Source organism: Ensifer adhaerens (assembly GCF_002940685.1).
Taxonomy (GTDB): domain Bacteria; phylum Pseudomonadota; class Alphaproteobacteria; order Rhizobiales; family Rhizobiaceae; genus Ensifer; species Ensifer adhaerens_E.
Genome location: NZ_PNFP01000017.1, coordinates 87,059 through 111,379, shown reverse-complemented (window position 1 = coordinate 111,379; position 24,321 = coordinate 87,059). Strand labels below are relative to the sequence as shown.

21 protein-coding genes are annotated in these 24,321 nt (G+C 62.8%); 13 read left to right on the top strand and 8 right to left on the bottom strand.

Annotation, left to right across the window (positions count from 1 at the left end):
• Positions 1 to 7: 7 nt before the first annotated feature.
• Positions 8 to 2,260 carry a glycoside hydrolase family 9 protein gene (locus tag C1A35_RS28420; protein ID WP_158665188.1) on the top strand — a complete coding sequence of 751 codons (2,253 nt, stop codon included), beginning with the start codon at positions 8 to 10 and terminating at the stop codon, positions 2,258 to 2,260.
• A 12-nt stretch (positions 2,261 to 2,272) separates the two neighbouring features.
• Complete coding sequence (locus C1A35_RS28415; RefSeq protein ID WP_104667582.1) at positions 2,273 to 3,409, top strand: Gfo/Idh/MocA family protein; 1,137 nt, start codon at positions 2,273 to 2,275, stop codon at positions 3,407 to 3,409.
• A gap of 44 nt (positions 3,410 to 3,453) precedes the next feature.
• On the opposite strand, the gene C1A35_RS28410 is transcribed toward C1A35_RS28415, so the two are convergent.
• The 6 genes from C1A35_RS28410 to C1A35_RS28385 all read right to left on the bottom strand — a co-directional run bounded on the left by C1A35_RS28410 (position 3,454) and on the right by C1A35_RS28385 (position 8,912).
• The gene (locus tag C1A35_RS28410; RefSeq protein WP_158665187.1) at positions 3,454 to 4,491 is read right to left on the bottom strand and encodes a Gfo/Idh/MocA family protein; all 1,038 of its coding nucleotides are present in this window, start codon (positions 4,489 to 4,491) and stop codon (positions 3,454 to 3,456) included.
• 187 nt (positions 4,492 to 4,678) lie between these two features.
• A complete protein-coding gene (locus tag C1A35_RS28405) occupies positions 4,679 to 5,023 on the bottom strand; it encodes an ArsR/SmtB family transcription factor (RefSeq protein WP_104667580.1) in 345 nt (114 codons plus the stop codon).
• A gap of 119 nt (positions 5,024 to 5,142) precedes the next feature.
• Positions 5,143 to 5,886, bottom strand: a complete 744-nt coding sequence (locus C1A35_RS28400; protein ID WP_104667579.1) for a HugZ family pyridoxamine 5'-phosphate oxidase — start codon at positions 5,884 to 5,886, stop codon at positions 5,143 to 5,145.
• A gap of 94 nt (positions 5,887 to 5,980) precedes the next feature.
• On the bottom strand, positions 5,981 to 7,030 hold the full coding sequence (choV, locus tag C1A35_RS28395; protein ID WP_104667578.1) for a choline ABC transporter ATP-binding protein: 1,050 nt from the start codon (positions 7,028 to 7,030) through the stop codon (positions 5,981 to 5,983).
• Positions 7,027 to 7,872 (bottom strand): choline ABC transporter permease subunit, encoded by an 846-nt coding sequence (gene choW / locus C1A35_RS28390; RefSeq protein ID WP_104667641.1) that lies wholly within the window; start codon positions 7,870 to 7,872, stop codon positions 7,027 to 7,029. The genes choV and choW overlap by 4 nt, the downstream gene beginning before the upstream one ends.
• 83 nt (positions 7,873 to 7,955) lie before the next feature.
• The gene (locus C1A35_RS28385; protein ID WP_104667577.1) at positions 7,956 to 8,912 is read right to left on the bottom strand and encodes a choline ABC transporter substrate-binding protein; all 957 of its coding nucleotides are present in this window, start codon (positions 8,910 to 8,912) and stop codon (positions 7,956 to 7,958) included.
• A 250-nt stretch (positions 8,913 to 9,162) separates the two neighbouring features.
• Between C1A35_RS28385 and C1A35_RS28380 the strand changes: the two genes are divergently transcribed.
• The 9 genes from C1A35_RS28380 to C1A35_RS28340 all read left to right on the top strand — a co-directional run bounded on the left by C1A35_RS28380 (position 9,163) and on the right by C1A35_RS28340 (position 19,527).
• Entirely contained in the window at positions 9,163 to 9,750 is a 588-nt protein-coding gene (locus C1A35_RS28380; RefSeq protein ID WP_104667576.1) for a thymidine kinase, read from the top strand.
• Between the two features lie 77 nt (positions 9,751 to 9,827).
• Positions 9,828 to 10,214 carry a c-type cytochrome gene (locus C1A35_RS28375; protein ID WP_104667575.1) on the top strand — a complete coding sequence of 129 codons (387 nt, stop codon included), beginning with the start codon at positions 9,828 to 9,830 and terminating at the stop codon, positions 10,212 to 10,214.
• Between the two features lie 134 nt (positions 10,215 to 10,348).
• Entirely contained in the window at positions 10,349 to 11,437 is a 1,089-nt protein-coding gene (locus C1A35_RS28370) for a hypothetical protein (RefSeq protein WP_104667574.1), read from the top strand.
• Positions 11,438 to 11,495: 58 nt separating this feature from the next.
• The gene (locus C1A35_RS28365) at positions 11,496 to 12,644 is read left to right on the top strand and encodes a hypothetical protein (protein ID WP_104667573.1); all 1,149 of its coding nucleotides are present in this window, start codon (positions 11,496 to 11,498) and stop codon (positions 12,642 to 12,644) included.
• A 2-nt stretch (positions 12,645 to 12,646) separates the two neighbouring features.
• Positions 12,647 to 14,563: an AAA family ATPase gene (locus tag C1A35_RS28360; protein ID WP_104667572.1), complete on the top strand. Its 1,917-nt coding sequence runs from the start codon at positions 12,647 to 12,649 to the stop codon at positions 14,561 to 14,563.
• A 100-nt stretch (positions 14,564 to 14,663) separates the two neighbouring features.
• The gene (locus C1A35_RS28355) at positions 14,664 to 15,071 is read left to right on the top strand and encodes an endonuclease domain-containing protein (protein ID WP_104667571.1); all 408 of its coding nucleotides are present in this window, start codon (positions 14,664 to 14,666) and stop codon (positions 15,069 to 15,071) included.
• Positions 15,072 to 15,164: 93 nt separating this feature from the next.
• Complete coding sequence (locus C1A35_RS28350; protein ID WP_104667570.1) at positions 15,165 to 16,454, top strand: DUF6638 family protein; 1,290 nt, start codon at positions 15,165 to 15,167, stop codon at positions 16,452 to 16,454.
• Positions 16,455 to 16,457: 3 nt separating this feature from the next.
• Entirely contained in the window at positions 16,458 to 17,681 is a 1,224-nt protein-coding gene (locus tag C1A35_RS28345; RefSeq protein ID WP_104667569.1) for a DUF2333 family protein, read from the top strand.
• 166 nt (positions 17,682 to 17,847) lie between these two features.
• Positions 17,848 to 19,527 carry a formate--tetrahydrofolate ligase gene (locus C1A35_RS28340; protein ID WP_104667568.1) on the top strand — a complete coding sequence of 560 codons (1,680 nt, stop codon included), beginning with the start codon at positions 17,848 to 17,850 and terminating at the stop codon, positions 19,525 to 19,527.
• A gap of 82 nt (positions 19,528 to 19,609) precedes the next feature.
• On the opposite strand, the gene C1A35_RS28335 is transcribed toward C1A35_RS28340, so the two are convergent.
• Entirely contained in the window at positions 19,610 to 20,119 is a 510-nt protein-coding gene (locus tag C1A35_RS28335; RefSeq protein ID WP_104667567.1) for a DUF1993 domain-containing protein, read from the bottom strand.
• Between the two features lie 203 nt (positions 20,120 to 20,322).
• Here C1A35_RS28335 and C1A35_RS28330 point away from each other — a divergent pair, with 203 nt between their 5' ends.
• Complete coding sequence (locus tag C1A35_RS28330) at positions 20,323 to 20,775, top strand: YiiD C-terminal domain-containing protein (protein WP_104667566.1); 453 nt, start codon at positions 20,323 to 20,325, stop codon at positions 20,773 to 20,775.
• Positions 20,776 to 20,801: 26 nt separating this feature from the next.
• Here C1A35_RS28330 and C1A35_RS28325 read toward each other — a convergent pair whose 3' ends face one another.
• A complete protein-coding gene (locus C1A35_RS28325) occupies positions 20,802 to 21,713 on the bottom strand; it encodes an extensin-like domain-containing protein (protein ID WP_104667565.1) in 912 nt (303 codons plus the stop codon).
• A 295-nt stretch (positions 21,714 to 22,008) separates the two neighbouring features.
• Here C1A35_RS28325 and C1A35_RS28320 point away from each other — a divergent pair, with 295 nt between their 5' ends.
• Positions 22,009 to 24,243: a TonB-dependent hemoglobin/transferrin/lactoferrin family receptor gene (locus C1A35_RS28320; RefSeq protein WP_104667564.1), complete on the top strand. Its 2,235-nt coding sequence runs from the start codon at positions 22,009 to 22,011 to the stop codon at positions 24,241 to 24,243.
• The last annotated feature ends 78 nt before the right edge of the window (positions 24,244 to 24,321 follow it).

Here is a 24,321-nt window from a genome sequence, read left to right as displayed (position 1 = left end):
TGGAAACGTGTCGAGGTTCGGGATAGCACACGCGGCGATTGCCGTGCTCTTCCTGCCGGGCCTGGCAAGAGGCACCGAGCTGATCGCGGACGGCCACTTCGACAAGGAACAGGATACGTTCTGGGCGAGCGACGGGCTGGCGCTTGCACGCGAGAAGGGCCGGCTTTGCGTCGAGGTTGAGCGGGGTGGTGAAGCCTGGGGCCAGCTCATCGGCACCAACGGTCTGAGGCTCGAGCCCGGTCGTATCTATCGCCTGTCGATGAAGGTGGTCGCCGAGCCGGCGCGCAGCGTCCAGGCAAGGATGCAGCGGGCTGCCGATCCCTGGACTACGATCGACGCGTTCACGATCGAAGCCACGCCAGAGGGCAGCCTGTTCTCGGCGGAATTGGTGGGGCAGGAGCCGGATGAAGCCCAGCTCGTGTTTCCCCTCGGCGGCGGCGACAGCGGCCTTGTCTGCCTCGACGACATCTCGCTGGTGGCAACCGGTGCTTCCTCGCCGGCGGCGCGGCGAGCGACCGAAGGGCCGGCCATTCGCGTCAACCAGCTCGGCTACCTGACCGATGGCCCGAAGCGGGCGACCTTTGTCGCCGATGCGAAACGACCGATCGATTTTCAACTGCTGGATTCCAAGGACAGGATCGTCGGCAAGGGCAAGACGCAACCGCACGGCTTCGATCCGACGGCAGGCGTCGAAACGCAGGTTGCGGACTTCTCCGCCTTCAAGACCGCCGGAGACGACTATCGTCTCGTGTCCGGCGACTGGGCGAGCGACCGTTTTTCGATCGGCGAGGATCTCTATGCGCGGCTGCGGGTCGATGCGCTGTCCTGGTTCTACCCGCAAAGAAGCGGGATCGAGATCAAGGCGGCGATCGCCGGCAAGGCCTATGCCCGGCCGGCCGGCCATGTCGGCGTCGCGCCGAACCAGGGCGACAAGGCGGTTCCGTGCCTTGGCGGCGCGCAGGCCGGGGCGCTCTATGACGGCTGGTCCTGTTCCTATCAGCTTGATGTGACGGGTGGCTGGTACGACGCCGGCGACCACGGCAAATATGCGGTGACCGGAGCGCTGGCAGCCGCCCAACTGCTTGCCGCCTACGAGCGCGGCCTGACGTTTGCGCCCAAGTCGGCGGTGACGCGCGACGGGCTGTCGCGCATTCCGGAAAACGGCAACGGCCTTCCGGACATATTGGACGAGGCGCGCTGGGAGCTGGAGTTCCTGCTGCGGATGATGGTCCCGGACGGTGAACCGCTCGCCGGCATGGTGCACCACAAGATCCACGATACGGCCTGGACGGCCGCACCGATGCTGCCGGGCGACGACCCGCAGCCGCGCGCGCTCTATCGCCCTTCGACCGCGGCCACGCTCGACGTCGCGGCGGTCGCCGCCCAGGGCGCACGGCTTTTTGCCGAGCACAACCCGACGTTCTCGGCACGGCTGCTTTCGGCGGCGCGCAAGGCGTGGGTGGCGGCCAATGCCAATCCGGCGCTCCTTGCGCCAAAGTCCGACGGGTATGGCGGCGGCGGGGACTATGACGACGACAGCATTTCCGACGAGCTTTTCTGGGCGGCGAGCGAACTCTACCTGACGACCGGCAACGGCGAATATCTCAAGACCCTGCGCGCCTCGCCGCTGTGGGCGGCAGATGTACTTTCTCCCGGCGGCGCTTTCGACTGGCGCAACGTCGCCGGCTTCGCGCGGCTGCAACTGGCCCTCTACGGCAAAGACCTGCCTGCGGCAGAGCGCGAGGCGATCGGCAGTTCGGTGCTGTCGGCGGCGCAGCGCCTGCTGTCCGTGCAAAAGGCCGAGAGCTTCGGCCTGGTCTACCGACCGGAGAGCAGGCGCTACGACTGGGGATCGAACCAGTTGATGCTGCAGAACATCGTCGTGCTGTCGGCCGCCTTCGACCTTTCGGGCGAGAGGACTTTTCTCGACGGCGCGCGCGAGGGCATGGACTACATTCTCGGACGCAACGCGATGGGGCTTTCCTATGTGACCGGCTACGGCAGCCGCTCGCCGCAGAACCAACACAGCCGCTGGTATGCCCGCCAGCGCGATCCGCAGCTGCCAAACCCGCCCGTCGGCTCGCTTGCCGGCGGTCCGAACTCGACCTTCGTCGACGACATCGCCAGGGAGCGGTTGCGCGGCTGCGCGCCGCAGACCTGCTATGTCGACGACATCGAAGCCTATGGGTCCAACGAAATCGCCATCAACTGGAATGCGCCGCTCGTTTACGTCGCGTCGTTCCTGGCCGATGCGCGGTAGGAGACTGAAAGCGTGACCGGGATTGCCTTTGTCGGAACCGGCTTCGTCGCCGACTACTACATGACGACGCTTGCCAACCATCCGGAGCTGCGGCTTGTCGGCGTTTGGGACCGCGACGCCGAACGTCTCGACGCCTTCGCGCGCTACTGGAAGGTTTCGCCCTATGCCTCGCTCGACGCCGTGCTTGCCGATCCGGCCGTGTCGATCGTCGTCAATCTGACGACGCCGGAGAGCCACTATACCGTAAATTGCATGGCACTTTCGGCCGGCAAGCATGTCTATTGCGAAAAACCCCTGGCGATGACGGTCGAAGAGGCGAGCGAACTCGTCGCGCTGGCAAAGGCCAAGGGGCTGGTGCTTGCGGGCGCTCCGGCCAACGGCCTTGGCGATGCGCAGGCGCTTTGTGCCAGCCTGCTTAAGGACGGCGCCATCGGCACGCCGCGGCTCGTCTATGCGGAAATGGAAGATGGGCCGGTGTTCAAGGCCAATTGGCGGGCCTGGCGCAGCCGCTCGGGCGCCCGCTGGCCCGGCGTGCACGAGTTCGAGGTCGGCTGCACGCTCGAACATGCGGGCTATGCGGCAAGCTGGCTCGTCTCGCTCTTCGGTCCGGTCACCGAGGTCAGTGCGGTTTCGGCGCTGACCTTTCCGGATAAGGGACCGGGCACCGAAACGCTGGCGCTCGGACCCGATTTTTCCGTGGGTTGCCTGACGTTCCGCGCCGGGGTGACGGCGCGGGTCACCTGTGGGCTTGCGGCGCCGCGCGACCGCTCGCTGACCATCATCGGCGACAAGGGCATCATCTCCGTCCGCGATCTCTGGGACAATCGTTCGCCGATCCATGTGGAGACGTTCGGGGCGAAGCGGCCGCTCCTTCACCGCGGGCTCGACTGGCTGGAGTGGAAACTCGGCCGCAAGCTTCCGGTTCGGCTCTATCCGGGAACGAGGGTGCGTTATCCGTCGGCACCGTCCGCAAGTGCGCTTCCGGCCTTCCCGTCGCAGATCGATTTCGTGCGCGGCATTGCCGTGCAGGCGCAGGCGATCGCCGAGGGGCAGGCGCCGTTCTTCTCCGGCGCTACCGCAAGGCATCTGACCGAGATCGTGTTGGCGCTCAACAGCGGCTGGCGGGAGTACCGTCCGCTCGATCTCTGAAACACCCAGCCGGGAACGTTTCCCGCCTCTGTTTCAGGGCAGGGTTAGCCTGCCGCCGGCGCCTTTGCGCGGATCGTCTCGATGATCTCCAGGGCCTTTGTGCTCGTTGACAGCGGCATCAACGGATGCTCGACGTGGCCCTTGAGAATGGCCGCGCTCGCCGCCTCGATTTCGAATTGCAGGCCGTTGCCGGGAAAACCATGGTCGTGGCGGGTGAGGCCGGGCAGGGGGACGTGCCGGGCCAGCCGGCAGGCCGTCTTTCCATTCGAAGCGAGCAGCCTGCGCGTCGGCCCCCCGGTGGAAATGAACAGGCGGTTTGCCTTCAGAAACGGCGCGTCGATGACCAGCGTGCCACCCTCACCCTCGACGACGAAGCGATTGTGTCCGTCCCGGTCGAAGCCACAGCCAAGCTCAGCGTCAAAGCCGTCATAGGCGAGCTTGATCTCCGCCGAGCGATCGACACCGGTCGGCGCGCTCTTCCACCCGCCATCGACGGACTGAGGCTGGCCGAAGAGATTGAGGCAAAGCGCGATCGGATAGATGCCGAGGTCGAGCAGCGATCCGCCGCCAAGCGCCGGATCGAAGAAACGGCTGCCGGCGTCGAACGGTTTTTCATAGGCAAGTTCCGCCCGGACACGGCCGATCGTGCCGATCGTTCCGGCAGCCAGTAGCGCGCGAACACTCGATATCGCCGGGAGGAAACAGGTCCACAGCGCTTCCATGGCAAAGGCGCCGCTGACGGCAGCCGCAGTTGCGAGCGCGCGCGCATCGGTCGATGTCGTCGTCAGCGGCTTTTCGACCAGCACGGCCTTGCCGGCGGCCAGGACGCGTTCGGCGTGCTCCCGGTGAAGCGCATTGGGTGACGCGATGTAGATCGCGTCGATATCGCTGGCGTCGGCCAGCGCCTCGATGCCCTGATAGCTGCGGATACCGCCGAAACGCGCTGCGAAGATGCTGGCGGTCTCGGCGCTGCGGGAGGAAACGGCGACAAGCTCCGCATTGGCAGCGAAGCGAATGTCGGCGGCAAAGCTGCTTGCAATCGTGCCGGTTCCGGCGATGCCCCAGCGGACCTTGTCACGCATATCCCGATGTCCGCTTTCCGGTTGATCCTGTCGCGGCGCATGGTGCCCCGGAAGTCTCAAGGCCCGGTAAATGCCGGCGAGCGCCGGCATTCGTCACGCATTTTGGGGAGAGATCCGGCAAAGAATAAGCCCCGCGCGATTTCTCGTGTGGGGCTGTTCGAACGGGTCCGCGGATGCGGACCGAATATCAGGCCGATTTGCGGACCGAAGTCTTTTCTGCGGTGGCGTTCTGATCGTCACCGTAGATCTGGTTGAGCGTGCCTAGAATCCGCATGACCGCGTCGGATGAGCTCGAATAGTAAATCGTCTGCGCATCGCGACGGGTGCTGACGAGATTCTGTGCACGGAGCTTGGAAAGATGCTGGGAGAGAGCCGACTGGCTCAGCCCAACCTTGTTGGCCAATGCGCCGACTGCCATCTCTTCCTTGACGAGGGAATCGAGGATGAGGAGGCGCTTAGGATTTGCCATGGCCGAGAGGAAACCGGCTGCTACCTCGGCTTCATCGTGTTTTTCAGGCGAAAGTGGCTGCATTGCGTGCTCCATGCGAAAATTACATCACACGTAGTTATGGTTGACGAAGCAAGATAATTAGTCGTGATGCATAAAAGGGCAACCACCTACTGCAAGAAATGGGGGTAGCTCTCCAGCGATTAACCGTTAAGTTCACGCAAAATTGCCCGTAAATTGGAACTATCGTCGATAGGTGTCGGGAACTCAAGGCGTTTTAGCTGATCGCCATCTGCAAGATCGAGCCCCGCGGCGTCGAGACCCACGACTTTCCAATTGCCTTCCGGTGCCTTGCAAAGCTTCACCGCATAGCGCTGAACTGCGTCAGAATGATCCGCATTCATGTGATCGATCGCGTTCGCCTCCAACGCGGCGAGCGAAGCGATGGCGGGCGTGTCGATCAGAAGGTCTTCGGCGGTCAAGACGTAGGCGCGGCCGAAGCCGCCGTTGAGGCTGGCACGCAGCGGCGTCAGCCGGAAGAAGCCGAAATCGGGAAAATCGACATAGAGCTTCGACTTGGGGTGGCGGCGAACGAATCGCTCGCGGATGCGAACATGTGCTTCGCTGTCGCGCTCCACCTGTTCGGCGGTGCACTGTACCGTGAGGCGGGGATGGGCGAGCGGATCGCCCTTGCCGGGTTCGCCGGCCAGAAGCGAGGCCCTGACGTCGGCAAGCAGCGCCTGGGTGTGGGTCGACAGCTTTGAGATCAGGATGACTGGAACTCCGTCGACATCCATGCCGACGAGCACGCGGCTGACGAAGGGAAAGCCGCCGCTCTCCGGCTCGATTGCGGCAAGCGAAGCGCTGCGGGCGCCGCGCAGAAGCGTGCGGGCGAGCGTGCGAGCCTCGTCATCGGTGTCGCGCAGTACGCTCGGTTTGTCGCTCATGTCCTTGAAACCTCTCTGCCATGCTATCACCACTCCGCAATGAAAAAAGCCCGGAGCGGTCTCCGGGCTTTTATTGGCTTGTTGAGCGGCGTCGTCAACTTTTGTTACGGTGGCGCGTCAACCCTTGCACGATATCCTGAGCATCGATGGTGCCGACGACGGAACCGTTGTCGACGACCCCGATGCTGCCCGGCTGGCGCGACATGGCGTCGAGAATATCGACCAGCGGTGTCGTCGGCTTGGCGGTGGCCGTCACGCCTGCAACCGTCACCCCGCGCTGGACGCCGGTCTGCATCACGTCTTTCGCCGTCAGCATGGTGATCGGGTTCATGTGCTGGACGAAATCGGCGACATACTGGTTGGCCGGATTCTTGACGATATCCTGCGGCGTGCCGCACTGGATGATGCGCCCGCCCTCCATGATGGCGATGCGGTTGCCGATGCGGAACGCCTCGTCGAGATCATGGCTTACGAAGATGATCGTCTTCTTCAGCCGCCGCTGGAATTCGAGCAGTTCGTCCTGCAGACGGGTGCGAATCAGCGGGTCGAGTGCAGAGAACGGCTCGTCCATCAGCAGGATCGGCGCGCCTGTCGCAAAGGCGCGGGCAAGCCCGACGCGCTGCTGCATGCCGCCGGAGAGCTCATTGACCTTGCGTCCGGCCCATTTCGACAGATTGACGAGTTCGAGCTGCTCGCCGACGCGCGCCTTGCGCTCCGCGTCCGGCATGCCGGCAAGCTCGAGCCCGAAGCCGACATTGTCGGCAACGGTGCGCCACGGAAGCAGCGCGAACTGCTGGAACACCATCGAGACCGTGTGCATGCGGAAGTCGCGCAGCGACTTGGCATTGGTGCGATAGGGATTGAGCGCCCCGTTTGCGGTCTTGACCTCGACCTCACCGCGCACGACAGGCGCAAGGCCGTTGACGGCGCGAAGCAGCGTCGACTTGCCGGAGCCCGAAAGCCCCATCAGCACGAGGATCTCGCCCTCGGTGATTTCGAGCGAGGCGCCGGCGACACCGAGCACGAGCCCGGTTTCAGCGCCGATCTCGTCGCGGGTCCTGCCCTGGTCGACCATCTGCAGCGCAACTTGCGGGTTGTTGCCGAAGATGATGTCGACATTCTTGAAAACGACGGCGTTGGTCATGCACCTTCTCCTTCGTCGGACGAGCGGAAAAGGCGGTCGAGAATAATCGCCAGGATGACGATGCACAGGCCCGCTTCAAAGCCCTTGGCGATGTTGACGGTGTTCAGGGCTCTCACGACCGGAACGCCAAGGCCGCTGGCCCCGACGAGGGCGGCGATGACCACCATCGACAAGGACAGCATGATCGTCTGGGTGAGACCGGCCATGATCTGCGGCATGGCAAAGGGCAGTTCCACCTTGCGCAGCACCTGGCCGGGCGTGGCGCCGAAGGCCTGTGCGGCTTCGACCAGTGACGGCGGGGTTGAGATGATGCCGAGGCGGGTGAGGCGGATCGGCGCCGGAATCGCGAAAATGACCGTGGCGATGAGGCCAGGCACCATGCCGAGGCCGAAGAGGATCAGCGCCGGGATCAGGTAGACGAAGGTCGGGATCGTCTGCATCAGGTCGAGGATTGGCCGCATGACGGCATAGACCCAGGGGCGTCGGGCGGCAGCGATCCCGAGCGGAACGCCGACGGCCATGCTGACAGCCGTGGCGGCGAGCACCAGAGCCAGCGTTTCCGTCGTTTCCTTCCAGTAGCCCTGATTGATGATCAGGAGCAGGCCGAGGAACGTGAACAGCGTCACGCCGATCGAGCGGCGGAACCACCACGTCAGCCCGGTGATGACTGCAACGACGATTAGCGGGTGCGGTGCATAGAGCACCCAGAGCAGGGCGTTGGCGACCGCCTGCAGGAAGAGGGCGAGCTGGTCGAAGAAGAACTCGAAATTCGTCGTCAGCCAGTCGACGAACGCCTTGGCCCAGCCCCCGATAGGGATGCGGTTGTCGGTCAGATATTCCACGAAGGTAATCCGTCTCGTCAGGTCAAAAAAGGAGCGCATGACGCGGTGAAAAAAGGCGGGGTCATTCCCCGCCTTGATGCCGATCAGAGGCCGAGCGCGGCCTTGACCGCGGCAAGGCCATCGCCGCCATCCTTGGCGGTCACACCGGCAAGCCACGGATCGACGGCGGTCGGGTTGGCCTTCAGCCATTCCTCGGCGGCCTTGTCCGGCTCCTGCCCGTCGTTGAGGATCTTGCCCATGATCTCGTTTTCCATCTGCAGCGAGAACTTCAGATTGGTGAGCAGCTTGCCGACGTTCGGGCATTCGGTGGTGTAGCCGGCGCGCACGTTGGTGAAGACTTCCGCGCCGCCGAAATTGGCGCCGAAGATGTCGTCGCCGCCCGCAAGATAGGTGAGCTTGAAATTGGCGTTCATCGGATGCGGTTCCCAACCGAGGAAGACGATCGGCGAACCGTCCTTCTCGGCGCGGGAGACCTGCGCGAGCATGCCCTGTTCGGAGGACTCGACCACCTCGAAGCCCTTGAGGCCGAAGGTGTCCTTGTCGACCATGTCGATGATCAGGCGGTTGCCGTCATTGCCGGGCTCGATGCCGTAGATCTTGCCTTCAAGCGCGTCCTTCTTGGTGGCGATGTCCTTGAAGTCCTTGATGCCGAGCTCCGCGCCCTTGGCGTTGGTCGCGAGCGTGTACTTGGCGCCCACCAGGTTCGGTCCGAAGGATTCGACCGACTTGTCGTCGAGGAAGGGACGAACATCGTTTTCCTGGGTCGGCATCCAGTTGCCGAGGAAGACGTCGATGTCCTTGTTCTTGAGCGAGGTGTAGGTGACCGGAACCGAGAGCACCTTGATGTCGGTCTGGTAGCCGAGGCCCTTCAGAACGGTCGAGATCGTCGCGGTGGTTGCAGTGATGTCCGTCCATCCGACGTCGGAGAAGCGGACGGTGCCACAGCTTTCCGGCTCGGCAGCTGCAGCCTGCCCGGCCGACATGGCGAGGAGCGAGACGGCGCCTGCCAGCATCAGTTTGAGAGAGAGTCCTTTTTTCATCGTTGTCGTTCCCCTGCCTCTATTATTGTTTTAGCCAAACACCATTGGGTAGCGAATTCAAGCGCTTTGATGTCGAAGGAAGTGTATTGCGTCAATACGCTGGCGGGGTGCACGATGCGACGCTGAATGTCGCATTGTCCACGAAATGGTCTAGTCCGGCGAAAATCTGTGGGTGCTGCAAACGCACTCTGGCCTTCGCGGCCAAGCCTCGTCATTACCCGGAAAACGGAAAAAACCGGACGCGGTGACAATGGCCAAACTCTATTTCAGCTATGCGACGATGAATGCGGGCAAGAGCACGATGCTCCTGCAGGCCTCCTACAATTACCAGGAGCGCGGCATGCGCGTGGTGATGCTGATCGCAGCCCATGACGACCGGGCAGGGGTTGGCCGCATCTCTTCGCGCATCGGACTTGGTGCCGACGCCATTCCGTTTCATGGCGACGACGATCTCTATGCGTTGATCGACAAGCTGAACGTCGACGGCTCGGGCGAGATCGCCTGCGTCTTCGTCGACGAGGCGCAGTTCCTCAACGAGGGACAGGTCTGGCAGCTTGCCCGCGTCGCCGACCGGATCGGCGTCCCGGTCATGGCCTACGGCCTGCGCACGGATTTCCAGGGCAAGCTGTTTCCGGGTTCCATGGCGCTGCTCGCCCTTGCCGACGAGTTGCGCGAAGTGCGCACCATCTGCCATTGCGGCCGCAAGGCGACGATGGTCGTGCGCCTGGACGGTGAGGGCAGGGTCGTGCGTGAAGGCGCCCAGGTCGAGGTTGGCGGCAACGAGAAATATGTTTCCTATTGCCGGCGCCATTGGGACGACCTGATGCGCTGCGAATGAGTGCGGCGTCGTGGCGGCTTGAAAGCGAAGTGTCCGCAATGCCATCCTGCGCCGGTAACACACGCCGGGGGTCTTCGATGTCGCGCCTTGCCACCAGCCTTTTCCTGTCGCTCTGTCTGGGTGCAACGGTCGCGCATGCCGGTGGCGATGCTGCGGCGGGCGCTGCCGTCTTTCGCAAATGCGCCGCCTGCCACACCGCAAGCGAGCCGACAAACCGCGTCGGCCCGAGCCTGATGGGCGTTGTCGGGCGGGCTGCCGCATCGGTCGCGGACTACAACTATTCCGAGGCGATGAAGGCTTTTGGCGCGGAGGGCCATGTCTGGGACGAGGCGACGCTCAGCGAGTATCTGCTCAGTCCCAAGGCAATGGTCGGTGCCACCAAGATGGCTTTTGCCGGTCTCAAGAAGCCGCAGGACATCGCCGACGTGATCGCCTATCTGAAGGCGCCGCCGGCGGCCAAATAGAAGGGCGGCTGATCAAAAAGCTGCCGGGAAAGGCTTGTTCTCTTTCGATAAACACCCTTTATATAACTGCAATCGAAGGCTGAATAATTCAGTCGGGGTGGCGGATCTCGCCACGGTGGACCGAGGGGCAGGACATGGCGACTCTTCAGAATTTTGACGCGGAGATCGAGAAGACGAAAAGCGTGGTCGAACAGATGCGCGGCAAGCTCGAACAATCCGGTGTCGTGCTGGAGCAGTTTGCCAAGGCCGAGACCAAGCTCGGCGACGTCAACTTCGACATCGAGAACGCCCGGATCCAGGACGTGATCAACCAGCAGAAGGTGATGGAGGCCAACATCGCCGACCTGATCATCGGGCTCGAGGATGCGACCAATGTCTTCGGCTCCGAATTCGAGAGCATGAAGAACTATACCGGCTACGAGAAGTTCATCGGCATCTTCTCCAAGCAGAAGATGCAGCGCATGCGCACCGACCGCGTGCGCAACATGTCGCTGGCCGGCAACCTGCAGGAACTGCTCTCCAAGTCCGACATGATCGTCGGTATCCTCAAGGAGCAGAAGTCGGTCCTCGACCAGCGCTACAAGACCTCGGAGCAGAGCCTGATCCAGGTGATCGAGCGCCGCAAGGGCACGATGGCAAACCTCGAAGCGGTGCAGAAGCGCATCGAGGAACTGAACCCGCTGCTGCTCGACATCGAGAACCGCATTGCCGCCTCGACCGAGCAGAAGGTCCGCACCGAGCTTGAGGGCGAGCGTTCGGCCCTTGCGACCGAGTACAACGAGAAGCAGGCAAAGGAGCAGGAACTGCTTGCCGAGAGCCAGACGCTCGAGCGCTATACCTCGATGTTCCAGACCTTCGTCGATTCGCTCAACAACCAGATCGCCGCGCAGAACACGCTGATCAACAAGCTGACGATCGATACCGAGCAGCGCATCGTGCTCTACAAGGCACTGGAAGATTCGTTGAAGACGGCCGCCCAGCAGGACGTCGCCCACAAGATCAACACGCTCGGCAGCCAGGTCGACACCGCGGCCGAGGAAACGATGGCCGGCATCGGTGCGGCCGCCCAGCGCCACATCGGCGATCTCCTCGAAATGCATGAAAAGAACATGCTTTCGACGCAGGATATCCAGCGCCGCAAGAAGCTCGCCGACGACGCCTTTGCCCGCCGCTTCCAGTCGGTGATGGATAAACACAACACTGCCAATTACGTGAAGCAGTGAACGGCCGGCGCATGGTCCGAACCGAGTTGACCGGCTGGCAGGCGCCACGGGGATTTGCATGAAGGTCGCGGCTTCATCCGCTGTCGCACAGTATTTCGCGTCGATCCACGCGGCACTCGCCGGGCTCGAACTGTTTCTCGGCGACCGCAATTCGCCGCTCTATCGCAACACCGTCGTCGGCGAGGTGATCGTTCCCTATCTCGCCCGGCTGAAGGCCTCGATCGACTGCTGGGAAAACCGGATCGGCTTTGTCGATCAGTTCCGTATTTCGCGGGCGGAAAGCGGTTTTCCCGTCTTCCAGAACGTGCTGGAGCTGGAAAACGATCGCCAGACGGCGGCAAAGCGCCTGGCCGACATCCCTTCGGCCGATGCGCTGCGCGACGAGATGGTCGATTTCATCCTCCGTCAGAAGGCCTTCCCTGAGGCGTTGCAGACGCGCATGGCCGAGCGGCTCTATCTGGAACAGATCGGCAAGGGCGAGATCTTTTCGCCCTTCATCCTGCCGGAGACCATTCGCGTCGCCGTCAACTCCAAGACGATGCGGCCCTATTACGTGGTGAGCTGGGGGGCCTTCGACGGCGCCAGCACGCTGCCGATGGTCTACATGGCGACGATCGAGGATTCGTCGGAAAAGATCGTCGAGATGCTGGTGACTGAAGACGGCAAGCTCAACCCGCGGGTCGAGATCCCCTTGCCGGTCGGCGGCCTGCTCAATCCCGAGCTTGCCAGCCGCTTCGACGACTTTGCGTCCAAGAACAGCAGCTATTCGCTGACGCCGGTGACGATTGCCACCAATCTCGACAAGGATTTCGAGGAACTGCATCCGAAGCAGTTGCGCCGCATCGTGCTCGGGCCCTTCTACTCGGCGGGTATTACCGAAAACAATGCCCGCATCAATGACATCCTCTCCAAGGTGCGAAAGACCGAGAACGCCTGGCTTTTGACCTGGACGGTGCAGGAGGTCTTCTCCAAGTCGGAGCGGCCGGCCAAGCGCGGTTTCTGGTCGACGACGCCGGCGCAGGAGGAATTCCACATCGATACCGCCAATCTGGAAGCGACGCGCATGGGGGTCTCCTCCTACGAGAAACATGCGCTGGTGCCGCACGATGCCTACCAGGCGCTCTATGCCGCCGGAGAGGCCGAAAAGGTCTTTGGCGACTACAAGGTCCACGTCATTTCCGGCAACCAGGTCGTCAGCGAGGTTTGACCATGACACTCAATACGGGGCTGACGACGCTGCACGAGGACGAGATTGCCAAGCATCAGGCGGTGGCGCAGGGGCTGGTGACCAAGCTCATCATCCTCGAGCGGGACGACGCTTCCGCCGGGACCTCGCTTGCCGGCACCGGGCGCCGCTTCGTGTCCACGGTTTCGACCGGCGGCCAGCGCCGCACGCGCGAAGTTGAGTTGACCAGGACGGTTCAGGCTGTGCGCCAGGGCGACCCCATGCTGTCGCCGGCCCAGCATGCGCTGCTCTATCGCACGCGCCGCGGCATCCAGGTGGCGCTGGCCGTCGCCGACGTCTTTGCGCGCCAGACGAACCTCGAGCAGTTGCAGGCGAAAAATGCGACGTCGCCGCTTGCCGGAGACGAGGCCAACCAGTTCAAGGCGCTGCTTTCGGCGTCTGCCTACGTGGCCGCTTTCACGCTCGCCGCCTATCTCGGATCGACATTGGCAGGCGAGGGCGAGCCGGTTGACGATGCCGTCGAGCCCGACTTCCTGTTCGATACGCCGCAGGACGCCCTGAAGAGCATGGTCGCAGCACTCGATCGCGGCCTTGCCGGGGCACCCGACGATCTGGCGCTGACTGCCCGGGCGCGTGCCTTTTCGCGGGTGGCAATCGAAGGCCTGATTGCCCGCAAGGCGCGGTTTACCGGCCTGCAGAGCTTCGAGAACGTGCATATCCGGCTCGACCAGGACGATTTTACGCTGAACGGGTTCGACGTCGCACCGGGCCAGAAGCGCAAGCCGCTGGTGATGACCTTCAAGAAGCCCGAGGAGATCATCGGCAACCACATCGCCAAGTACCAGGCGCTGAAGCTTGCCAAGATGCTGATGGCCTATGACTTCGACCGGCAGATGAACCCGTTTGTCGAGCTTGGCGGCTTTCTCTTCACCTTCATCGGCGACGGCATGCCGGGCACCGGCAAGACCATCCTGATCCAGATGCTTGCCGGCATGCTCAACGATTACTGCGAGATCGCCGGCTACGCCTTCCACTACGAGAATTTCGGCGTCGACCAGATTTCCTCCTACCAGGGCAAATCCGGCCAGAACTGCAAGGAATTCGTCAACAACGTCATCAATCCGCGGGCGATCGGCTTCGGCACGATCGACGATGTCGACCAGGTGGCGGCCAAGCGCTCCGACGATCGCGCCTCTGCCGGCCAGCACGAGGTGACGGCGGTCTTGATGGAAAGCTTTGCCGGCGCCTCGACGGTCGTTCGCGGCAACTGCACTTTCGGCATGTTTTCCAACTACCCTGAAAATGTCGACGACGCGCTGCGCCAGCGCGCCGGTGCCCGCTGGCTGGTCGACGGACCGCAGACCGAGGACGACTATATCGACATCTTCGCGCTGCTCGTCGGCAAGAACCACAAGATCCCGCTCGGCGAGCACCAGCTGTTCGAGGGGCAGGAGATCAAGCGCGCGGTTGCCCAGTCCTATGCCGAGCATGCACGTCCGAAAGAGGATGGTCTCGTCGCCGTCTGGGAGCGATACGAGAAGGAGAAGGGGGCGATCGCCTCGCTCGCCGATGTCGGCGCCTACCTGCACATGATCAAGGAGGCGGAGCCGCGCTTTACCGGCCGGGCCATCAAGAACATCACCGACGCGATCAAACTGCGCGCCATGGACGTGGAACTGCCGGATGACTGGTTCAAGGACGCCGGCTCCTTCATGCACAAGGGCTACGAGGAGAAGAAAGCGATGATCGAGGCACTGCGCGGCCCGATCACCATCGACATGGTGCTGCAGGAGATCAACCGCTACGCCGACAGCGAATTCCGCTACACCGACAAATCCGACGACGCCGCCGTCACCGACATCATCCGCCGCGAGCGCCAGCGCGAAAAGGCGATCCGCGAGATCGAGGCGATGAAGCGCGACGGCCGATGGCAGGGGTGATGGTGTCTGGCGTCTGGGTCGTACCCGGTTTCGGGAGCTGGCTTTGGGGCACATCCCCTCTCTCCGCTCGCGGGGAGAGGGTTAGGGTGAGGGGCAGACCTTGAGAGGCGCGAATACGAAAGAGACCGAACGCGCCCGGCTCCTCAGGCGCTCAGACAACGAGGCCGAAGCCGTCTTGTGGTCGGAGCTGAGAGGACGTCGCCTCAACGATTACAAGTTCGTGCGGCAGTTTCCGATCGGCCGGTACTTTGCCGATTTCGCCTGCCGCGACCACCATCTCGTTGTCGAAGTCGATGGCAGCCAGCATGCAAACAGGAGTAGCGATTCAATTCGCGATATGTACATGGTGGCCAGTGGATGGAGTGTCGCTCGCTTCTGGAACACGCACGTTTTGAAGGAACGTGGGACGGTTCTTGAGACGATTGTCGCAATCCTGGAAAAGCGGCTGACGGACGAAGTGAGAGCAACGGATTTGACGTTCATTCCAGCGGGCAGAAGACATGATTGAGCTATGGCGAGTTGCCCCTCACCCTAGCCCTCTCCCCGCAGGCGGGGAGAGGGGACGTGGTCTACGCGACACCTGCACTAGAGGGGATGTCGTATGAAACGCCTGCTCGAAGCGGAATTGATCTATGGACGGTTGCTCGATATTTCCGAGCCGCACCTGATCGCGCGCTACAACAAGGCGCTTGAAGGGTTCGGGCTGCGGCCGACGGCGCTGGCCCAGTTCAGCATCGACATGACCGGGTTCTCGCCGGAGATCGCCGAGGAGCTGGGTGACCGCGACTATCTCGACCCGAACCGGGTCAACCGCCGCTTCATCATCATGACGCCGGAGCAGGCGGAGCTGCCGTGCGTGCATACGAGCTTCTCCAACACCGCCGCGCTGATGCACGAATTCTTCAACGCCAACAGCCGGGCGATCAACGCGATCACCATCAAGGATGCGCTCTACGGCGAGATCGAGGATTCGGTCTCGATCGTCGACGATATCGACGATCTGCTATCGATCAACGAGGTCCGCTTCCGGGTGCTGTCGGCCGAGGACATGCTCGGCAAGGCGGCCGAACTGCGTGGTCTCGTCGACCGCTTGAAGAAGGTGCCGACGGCCTGGGCCGACGACGAGATGCTGACGCGCATGGTCGAGCTTGCCAAGCAGACCGGCGACATCCGCCAGAACGCACTGGTGCCGGATCAGCTCGTCTTCCATCACGAAGCCTTCTGGGCCAATCATTTCGGCGGCGTCTACGTCTTCCTCGACGACAAGACGACGACGGTCATCTGCGATCCTTCCGTGCCAGGCTTCCGCCGCTCGCGGCCCTGGCAGGTGAGCTATATCGCCATCAACGATCACGCCCGGATCTATGATTTCCTCGCTTCGACCAAGCGCCTGCAATTGCCGCAGGCTTCCTGGGTCGAGGATTCCGGGCTCTACCAGCATCGCGCCGACATGGTGGTGCGCGGGCTGATCAACGAGAGCGATCCGACGGCCGATCTTGCCAATGCCGACCGCATCTGGCTGCAGACCTGGATGCACCGAAACGCCGCGGCTGTCGCCAATGACGGCGCCTATCCGTTCCTGCAGGAAATGATCCGCGCGGTCGCTGCGACAGGCACGATCAAGATGCAGGACGTGGCGCCGGCCAACCGCTTCATGCTGGTGCGCGCAGCGCCCGCCCATCCGGACCAGTGGCTGGTCAACCGGCTGATATCCCAGCTCGTGCCCCGCGATTTCGTCTCGCGCTTCGTCTTCGACAAGCAGGGCTTCTATGACGCCTACGAGCGTTATAGCGAAAGCTTCAAGGCCTATGTTGTGGTGACGCTGACCGGCACATATCTGAAAGACAAGGCGGCCTTCCGCCACAAGCTTTACGGCCTCAGAGAGGAATAGGACATGTTCGACCCGATCGTTGCGTTTTTCCAGCGTGTCTTTACGGCAATCGGCCGGGGCATCGGGCTCGTCGTTGCCTGGTTGCTCTGGCCCTTTATCGCGGTCGGCAACTGGTACCGGCAGCGCAGCTGGATCATCAAGGGGCCGATCGGCATCGTCCTCATCGGTCTGATCCTGTTCTACGGCTACTTCATCTGGCAGACCCAGGCCTGGACGAACTTCAACGAGGACTACGTCGACCGCTACAAGCTGGCCGAGCGCAAGGTTCCCGCCGGTTCGCCGATGAGCGGACCTGGCACCACCTCGACGGGGCAGGCGACGACCGGTGGCGCCAACACCCTTGCGGGCGTGGCGGCGCAGCCGCAGGAATCGACGCCGGAGGCGCTGGCCGCCGTGCAACTGCCGGCCGGCACCGTCTGCCAGACCTCGGCGATCGTCGACGTCACCGCCGATCTCATCGACTTCAACGTCAACGAAAACGCCTGGATCTCGTCGATGCTGCTCTACAAGCTTGGCTTCTTCGGGCTCGATTGGGACGACACGCCCTGGCTCGACAACAAGGCGTCGTTCCAGCGCGGGGTCAACCAGGCGATCCGCCGTACCTCGGTGGAGCTCGTCGATTCGCTCGGTCGCATGCGCGGCACCTCGGGCATCAACAACGCCCTTCAGAGCGCCCGCGGCAATATGCAGTTCGATGAGGAGACCTGGTATTTCGGGATCAACCCGTTCGGCCCGAAGACGCCGACGCCGAGCTTCTATCGGGCGGCGATGAAGGACCTGAGGTCCTTCAACACGACGCTCAGCAAGTGCGAGGCGATCTTCGACGGCCGTTCGGACAACCTGGTCGAGTTCCTCGACCGCGTCGCCAACGACCTCGGCAACACTTCGGCGATCCTGCGCGAGCGCTCGGAAAACCATAATGGCGGCTGGTTCGACACGCGCGCCGACGACCGCTTCTGGTTCGCCTATGGCCAGCTCTACGGCTACTACGGCATCCTCTCGGCGGCTGGTGCCGACTTCGACAACGTCGTCGCCCAGCGCGGCCTGCTGCCGATCTGGACGGAAACGATCAAGCAGCTGCGCGCCGCACTCCGCATCCAGCCATGGATCATCTCCAACGGCGAGGAAGCCGGCTGGATCATGCCGACCCATCTGGCGACCATGGGCTTCTATACGCTGCGCGTCCGCTCCAACATCGTCGAGATGCGCGATATCCTCGCGCGCTAAGACAGAACGGCAAGGCGGCGCCTGACTATCCGGGCGCTGCCGATGACTTGAGTTCAAGCGGGACGCGGGCCGAAAACCGCAGACGCGTTTCCTCATCCCGCTCCGGTATCATGAACCGCGTCTTGAAAGGCGCGGGTAAAAACGAGACCCTGGGGAGGGGACTGTCATGGCGGAGGTGAAGTCCGATATCGAGATTGCGCGCGCGGCGAAGAAAAAGCCGATCCTGGAGATCGGTGCGGCGCTCGGCATTCCGGCCGAAGATCTGCTGCCCTATGGCCATGACAAGGCGAAGATCGGCGCCGATTTCATCGCCCGGCAGCGCGAGAAGAAAAACGGCCATCTGATCCTGGTGACGGCGATCAACCCGACGCCGGCAGGCGAAGGCAAGACGACGACGACCGTGGGTCTTGGCGATGGGTTGAACCGCATCGGCAAGAAGGCGATCGTCTGCATCCGCGAGGCGTCGCTCGGTCCCTGCTTTGGCGTCAAGGGCGGTGCTGCCGGTGGCGGCTATGCGCAGGTGGTGCCGATGGAGGATATGAACCTTCACTTCACCGGCGATTTTCACGCGATCACTTCGGCTCACAACCTGCTGGCGGCACTGATCGACAACCACATCTATTGGGGCAACGAGCAGAACATCGACATTCGCCGCATCGCCTGGCGGCGCGTCATGGACATGAACGACCGGGCGCTGCGCAGCATCGTCGGCTCGCTCGGCGGCGTCGCCAACGGCTATCCGCGCGAGACCGGCTTCGACATCACCGTCGCTTCCGAAGTCATGGCGATCCTCTGCCTGTCGACCGACCTCAAGGATCTCGAGAAACGGCTCGGCAACATCATCATCGGTTATCGCCGCGACAAGAGCCCGGTCTTTGCGCGTGACATCAAGGCCGATGGCGCCATGACCGTGCTGCTCAAGGACGCGATGCAGCCGAACCTGGTGCAGACGCTCGAAAACAATCCCGCCTTCGTGCATGGCGGCCCCTTCGCCAACATCGCCCATGGCTGCAATTCGGTGGTCGCGACGACGACGGCGCTGAAGCTCGCCGACTATGTGGTGACCGAAGCCGGGTTCGGCGCCGATCTCGGGGCAGAAAAATTCTTCGACATCAAGTGCCGCAAGGCCGGGCTGAAACCCGATGCGGCGGTGCTGGTCGCGACCGTGCGCGCGATCAAGATGAATGGCGGCGTCAAGAAGGACGACCTCGGGAAAGAAAACCTCGAGGCCTTGCGCAAGGGCTGCGCCAATCTCGGCCGGCACGTGCAGAACGTCAAGAAGTTCGGCGTTCCCGTCATCGTCGCCATCAACCACTTCACCTCCGACACGCCAGCCGAGGTGCAGGCGATCAAGGACTATGTGGCGACGCTCGGCGCCGAAGCGGTGCTCTGCCGTCACTGGGCCGAGGGGTCGGCCGGTATCGAGGAGCTGGCGCGCAAGGTGGCGGCCCTTGCCGAAGGCGGGCACTCGCAGTTCTCGCCGCTCTATCCCGACGACATGTCGCTCTTCCACAAGATCGAAACGATCGCCAAGGACATCTACCACGCAAGCGAGGTGATCGCCGACAAGTCGGTGCGCGATCAGCTGCGCAGCTGGGAGGATCAGGGTTACGGCCACCTGCCGATCTGCATGGCGAAGACTCAGTATTCCTTCTCGACCGATCCGAACCTGCGCGGCGCCCCGAGCGGTCATGCGGTGCCGATCCGCGAGGTCAGGCTTGCGGCCGGTGCCGGCTTCATCGTCGTCATCACCGGCGAGATCATGACCATGCCGGGCCTGCCCAAGGTGCCCTCGTCGGAGAAGATCTTCCTCAACGAGCAGGGCTACATCGAAGGGCTGTTCTAGCCGCTTCCTGCTTACGTGAAGAAAGACGCCGCGCATCGGGGTCGATGCGCGGCGTTGCTATGTCTGCGTTCTTCCGCGGCAATCAGGCGGTGAGGCTGAGGTAGTCTGCCTTGCCGATCGGCACGCCCTTGTGGCGCAGGATGTCGTAGGCGGTCGTCAGGTGGAAGTAGAAGTTCGGCAGCACGAACTTCTGCAGATACTCCTCGCCCGTGAGCGTGACCTTCAGCGTCGGGAAATTGAGCACGACTTCGCGACTGTCGCTGTCTTCGAGATCATCAGGACCGACCGTTGCAAGGAAGGCGATGGTCTTGGCGATGCGCTGGCGCAGCTCGTCGATCGTCTTTTCCTCATCCGGAAAACGGGGCACCTCGAGCGAGGTCAGGCGGCCGACCAGGCCCTTGCTGGTGTCGCTGACGCGCTGTACCTGGCCGGCAAGCGGCAGCATATCGGGCGCCAGCCGGGCGTTGACGAGATCGTCAGCGGAGATGCCCTTTTCCTGGGCAAAAGCCTCTGCCTTGTCGAGCAGTTTGGTAAGGACACCAAGGCCGCGGACGAGTGCGGGAATGGAGAGCTGATACATCGTCAGTGCCATGACAGATTTCCTTGAGACTGGGCGCAAAATGGGTGGATTTTCCTCGCGCCTGTATTTGGGACACTGGGTGCGGTCCTGCAAGGCGGCTGAACCGGTATCTTTTCAGGGGAGCACCGGTCGGATCGGAGCGTGTGGCGACTATGGCCAGAGCAACCGGTCTCGTGCATTGATCTCCCGCAGATGAACGCATCAGGGATGCCGCGATGACGCCAAAGGAACTCCAAGCCTATCTTCATGCCCATATTCCGCTGTCGGCGGCAATGCAGGTCCAGGTCGACATGGTGGCGGACGAACATGTGCTGCTCTCGGCCCCTCTGGGGCCCAACATCAACCATCGTGAGACGGTCTTCGGCGGCAGCGCTTCGGCGCTTGCGATCCTCTCGGCCTGGTCGCTCCTGCACGTGCGGCTGCGCAACAGCGGCGTGGCGGCGCGCCTGGTGATCCAGAGCAATCGCATGGACTATCTGAGACCGGTCGCCGGTGCTTTTGCGGCGCGCTCGTCGCTGGCGGATGCCGGGCAATGGCCGGGCTTCCTCCGATTGCTCGAAAGGCGGGGCCGGGCGCGGGCGGTGGTCGTCGCCGACCTCCTCGATGGCGACACGCTGGCAGGACGCTTCGAGGGCGAGTTCGTTGCCCTTGGCTATGACGACGATTGAGCAGTGGTGCCGTCAGGACAAGCTTCCTAACGGCAGTAGCGATAGTCGTTGCGGCGCTCGATGACATCGAGATGCAGATGGGTCTCGTGCGCGGCATCGCTGCCGGGATCGAGCACGGTCTTGAAGTAGAGGCAGGCGGAGGCGGTGACGGCGCGCTGGAAGGCGCCGTCCATCGTGCCGTCCTCGTCACGCGGCTGGATGGCGATCGTCGTGCCGTTGCTGAACGTGAAGGAGGCAATGTCGACGGCGTTGCCGTGGGCATGCTCGGAGATCTTGCCTGTCGTCGCATTGTTGCGCAGGCGGCAGACATAGGTCGAGGCCTGGTTCAACCTCTTGATCTTGATGGCCTTGTCGAAGGCGACCTCGGCGGCCGGCTGAGCGGTTTCCTTGGTCCAGCGCGCCAAGGCCAGCGCCGTCTCGCATCGCATCAGGCCCTTGGGCGCGAGCGTGACGCCGGAGAGGATGTTCGTGACCTCCAGCGGCTTGTCGATGCCGCAGCCCTTGCCGTCATCAATGCGCTTGGCTTCGACAAACGTCGCTCCGATCGCTTTCAGGTCGGTCAGGCACCTGGCATAGTCGGCGGCATTTTCCGGTTCGACCGGCGGATAGACGATCGGCGCCGGCTTTTCCTCCTCCTCCTTCTTTTCGTCGGCACGCTTGTCCTTTTCGTCCACGACCGGCTTTTGATCCTTCGCCGGTTGCTCATTCCCTTCGGTCGGTTTCGGCTGCGGCACGGGCTGTTGGCCCTCGGTCGGCACCTGTTTCTGATTGCCCTTGGTGTCGTCCGCCGGGGCTGCCGGTTTTTCCTCGGGTGTTGGAGCTTTTTGGGTTTCCACCTCGGCCGGTGGCTTCTTTATCGGGATGGGGCCGGATTTCGGCAGGCTGGCGCCGGTGAGGATCAGCAGGGACAGCAGGATCAAGGGAAAAGAGCGACGCATTCGGTTCCTTTCTCGTTGCCCCCGCAGCGGGGCCTGGAGGGGAGGGAACGCACGGACGCGGATCTGGTTTCATCGGCCCGTCACGAAAACCGTTGCAGTTTAGCAACGCCTCGAATTGGCACGACCCCACAAATTGTGGGGATGGTCTTTGTTAGTTGACAAAGAAACTCATGTTTTTTATGCGGCATAAAAGAGGCGGCGACATGTCGCAGCGCCCTCGACATTACGCCCAGCCAGCCCCTTGAGTTCGCCGCTCAACAGCAAGCCCGGCCCTCGAAACTCAAAGGATTGGTCTATGCTCACCCGGCATCGTCGCCTGGCTCTCTTGGCTTGCGCTGCAGTCACCTTCGTACCCCCCATTTCCGAGGCCTTCGCCCAGAGCGCCAAGCCGGCGACGACTGCGGAGGCCGGCGCCAACACCACGGTGCTTCAGAAGATCGTGGCCAAGGGAAATCGCGTGACGACGGCGCCGAAGGGCAGCATCGCCGACACGCCGCTTGCCAGCGAGATCGATGAAAAGACGCTCGAAGCAAAGCAGGTGACCGATCTCGATGACCTCGGTCGCAGCGTCGACGCCGGCATCAACGCGTCGAAGAAGGACTCGGGAATCAACATCCGCGGTCTTTCCGGTCCGCGCATCTTGACCACGATCGACGGGGTTCCGATCCCCTTTATTTCGAACAGTGCACGGACGCAGACCGCGACGACAAACGCGAATGGCGGCGGCGACACCTTCGACTTCAACTCGCTTTCCGCACTTGATGTGGTGCGTGGCGCGGATTCGAGCCGCGGCGGTTCGGGCATGCTGGGGGGCGCGATCGTGCTGCGTACCCTCGAGCCGGAGGACCTGATTTCCGACGGCAAGGACTGGGGTGCTCTATTCAAGACCATCTATGACAGCGAGGACGACAGCATCACCGGCTCCGCTGCCGTTGCCAAGCAGTTCGGCGATACCTCGGTGCTCTTCCAGGGCAGCTACCGCAAGGGACATGAGCGAGAAAACGAAGGCACGGTTGGCGGCACCGGTCCGACCCGCACGGAAGCCAATCCGCTCGATTTCGACCAAAGCAACCTGCTCTTCAAGCTTCGCCATCAACTCGAAGGCGGCCACCGCATCGGCCTGACCGCCGAAAGCTTCCGCCGTGATGCCGACGCCGACCTGTTGACGGACCAGGGGGCGCCGCGCACCTACAAGATCGGTGACTACCGAGGCTTCGAGGATCGCTCGCGCAAGCGTGTCTCGCTCGATTATGATTTCGAGGCCCTTTCGTCCGACGACCTGTTCAGCTTTGCGCGCGCCACGCTCTACTGGCAGGAACTGGAGCGGTCTTCCGGTGCGAACGGTCGCACGCGTTTCGATGTGCCCTATGGCCGCGACAATTCGATCAACAACAAGAGCATCGGCTTCAGCGGCAGCGCCGGCAAGGATTTCGAAGCCGGTGGCTTCGACCACTCCGTGCTGTTCAGGCTCGACGTCCAGCGCTCGGACTGGAACCAGTACACCTGGGCGCTATGCCCGACGCCGACGACATGCCCGGTCAACAACAACCAGTCGGAAATCCCGACCGTCAAGAGCACGACGATTGGCGCGGTTCTGGAAGACCGCATCTCGATGGGTGACAGTGCCTTTGCGCTGACGCCCGGTGTGCGCTTCGACTGGTTCGACTACCAGCCGGAGGCCAATGCCGGTTTCCAGGCCAACCCCACGGAGCCGCGCTTCGGCGAACCGCGGGACCGGGACGGCGCCCGCCTGTCGCCCAAGCTGCTTGCGACCTACGACATCACACCTGACGTCGAGCTCTTCGCACAATGGTCGATGGCCTATCGCGCCCCGACTGTCGATGAACTTTACAGCCGCTTCTACAACCGGGCTCAAGGCTACGCCCAGCTCGGCAACCCGGACCTGAAGCCCGAGACCGGCAATGGCTTCGAGGTCGGCGCCAACTTCGATACGGGTGACCTGACCGGCCGCTTTGCTGCGTTCCACAACGTCTACGACAACTTCATCGAGACGAAGACGACCATAAACCCGGTAACCCGGTTCATGGAGATCCGTTACGAGAACGTGCAGAAGGCGCGCATCTCTGGTTTCGAGCTGAGCGCTCTGAAGACCTTCGACAACGGCTTCAACGTCCATGGCTCGATCGCCTATGCCTATGGCAAGAACGAGGATACCGACAAGCGCCTGCGCTCGGTTGCACCGTTCAAGGCGATCCTCGGTGCGGGCTACAGCCAGGAAACCTTCGGCGTCGATCTCTCCACCACGCTTTCGGCCGCCATGTCGGATGACGGTGCTGCGAATACCTTCGACGCACCCGGCTACGGTATCGTCGACCTGACCGGCTGGTGGACGCCCGAGGAATTCAAGGGGCTGCGTGTGCAGGCGGGCGTCTACAACATCTTCGACAAGAAGTACTTCGACGCGCTCGCGCTGCGCGACACCAACGTTGGGTCCCCGAGCAACCAGCCGCGCGATTACTATTCGGAACCGGGCCGCACCTTCAAGATCTCGCTCACGCAGCGTTTCTAAAGGCGGTCAGATCGTCCTGGCGGGCGGCTCTTCGGAGCCGCCCGTATTTTTGACGCAACCGTGACGAACCGCGCCGCT

Excerpts from the sequence above, each read along its gene's own strand:
- C1A35_RS28385 (WP_104667577.1), bottom strand. The coding sequence starts at position 8,912 with ATGAAAAAAGGACTCTCTCTCAAACTGATGCTGGCAGGCGCCGTCTCG.
- C1A35_RS28350 (WP_104667570.1), top strand. The coding sequence starts at position 15,165 with ATGAAACGCCTGCTCGAAGCGGAATTGATCTATGGACGGTTGCTCGAT.
- C1A35_RS28375 (WP_104667575.1), top strand. The coding sequence starts at position 9,828 with ATGTCGCGCCTTGCCACCAGCCTTTTCCTGTCGCTCTGTCTGGGTGCA.
- C1A35_RS28330 (WP_104667566.1), top strand. The coding sequence starts at position 20,323 with ATGACGCCAAAGGAACTCCAAGCCTATCTTCATGCCCATATTCCGCTG.
- C1A35_RS28370 (WP_104667574.1), top strand. The coding sequence starts at position 10,349 with ATGGCGACTCTTCAGAATTTTGACGCGGAGATCGAGAAGACGAAAAGC.
- C1A35_RS28340 (WP_104667568.1), top strand. The coding sequence starts at position 17,848 with ATGGCGGAGGTGAAGTCCGATATCGAGATTGCGCGCGCGGCGAAGAAA.
- choV (WP_104667578.1), bottom strand. The coding sequence starts at position 7,030 with ATGACCAACGCCGTCGTTTTCAAGAATGTCGACATCATCTTCGGCAAC.
- C1A35_RS28345 (WP_104667569.1), top strand. The coding sequence starts at position 16,458 with ATGTTCGACCCGATCGTTGCGTTTTTCCAGCGTGTCTTTACGGCAATC.
- C1A35_RS28410 (WP_158665187.1), bottom strand. The coding sequence starts at position 4,491 with ATGCGTGACAAGGTCCGCTGGGGCATCGCCGGAACCGGCACGATTGCA.
- C1A35_RS28335 (WP_104667567.1), bottom strand. The coding sequence starts at position 20,119 with ATGGCACTGACGATGTATCAGCTCTCCATTCCCGCACTCGTCCGCGGC.
- C1A35_RS28405 (WP_104667580.1), bottom strand. The coding sequence starts at position 5,023 with ATGCAGCCACTTTCGCCTGAAAAACACGATGAAGCCGAGGTAGCAGCC.
- C1A35_RS28400 (WP_104667579.1), bottom strand. The coding sequence starts at position 5,886 with ATGAGCGACAAACCGAGCGTACTGCGCGACACCGATGACGAGGCTCGC.
- C1A35_RS28320 (WP_104667564.1), top strand. The coding sequence starts at position 22,009 with ATGCTCACCCGGCATCGTCGCCTGGCTCTCTTGGCTTGCGCTGCAGTC.
- C1A35_RS28380 (WP_104667576.1), top strand. The coding sequence starts at position 9,163 with ATGGCCAAACTCTATTTCAGCTATGCGACGATGAATGCGGGCAAGAGC.
- C1A35_RS28360 (WP_104667572.1), top strand. The coding sequence starts at position 12,647 with ATGACACTCAATACGGGGCTGACGACGCTGCACGAGGACGAGATTGCC.
- C1A35_RS28365 (WP_104667573.1), top strand. The coding sequence starts at position 11,496 with ATGAAGGTCGCGGCTTCATCCGCTGTCGCACAGTATTTCGCGTCGATC.
- C1A35_RS28325 (WP_104667565.1), bottom strand. The coding sequence starts at position 21,713 with ATGCGTCGCTCTTTTCCCTTGATCCTGCTGTCCCTGCTGATCCTCACC.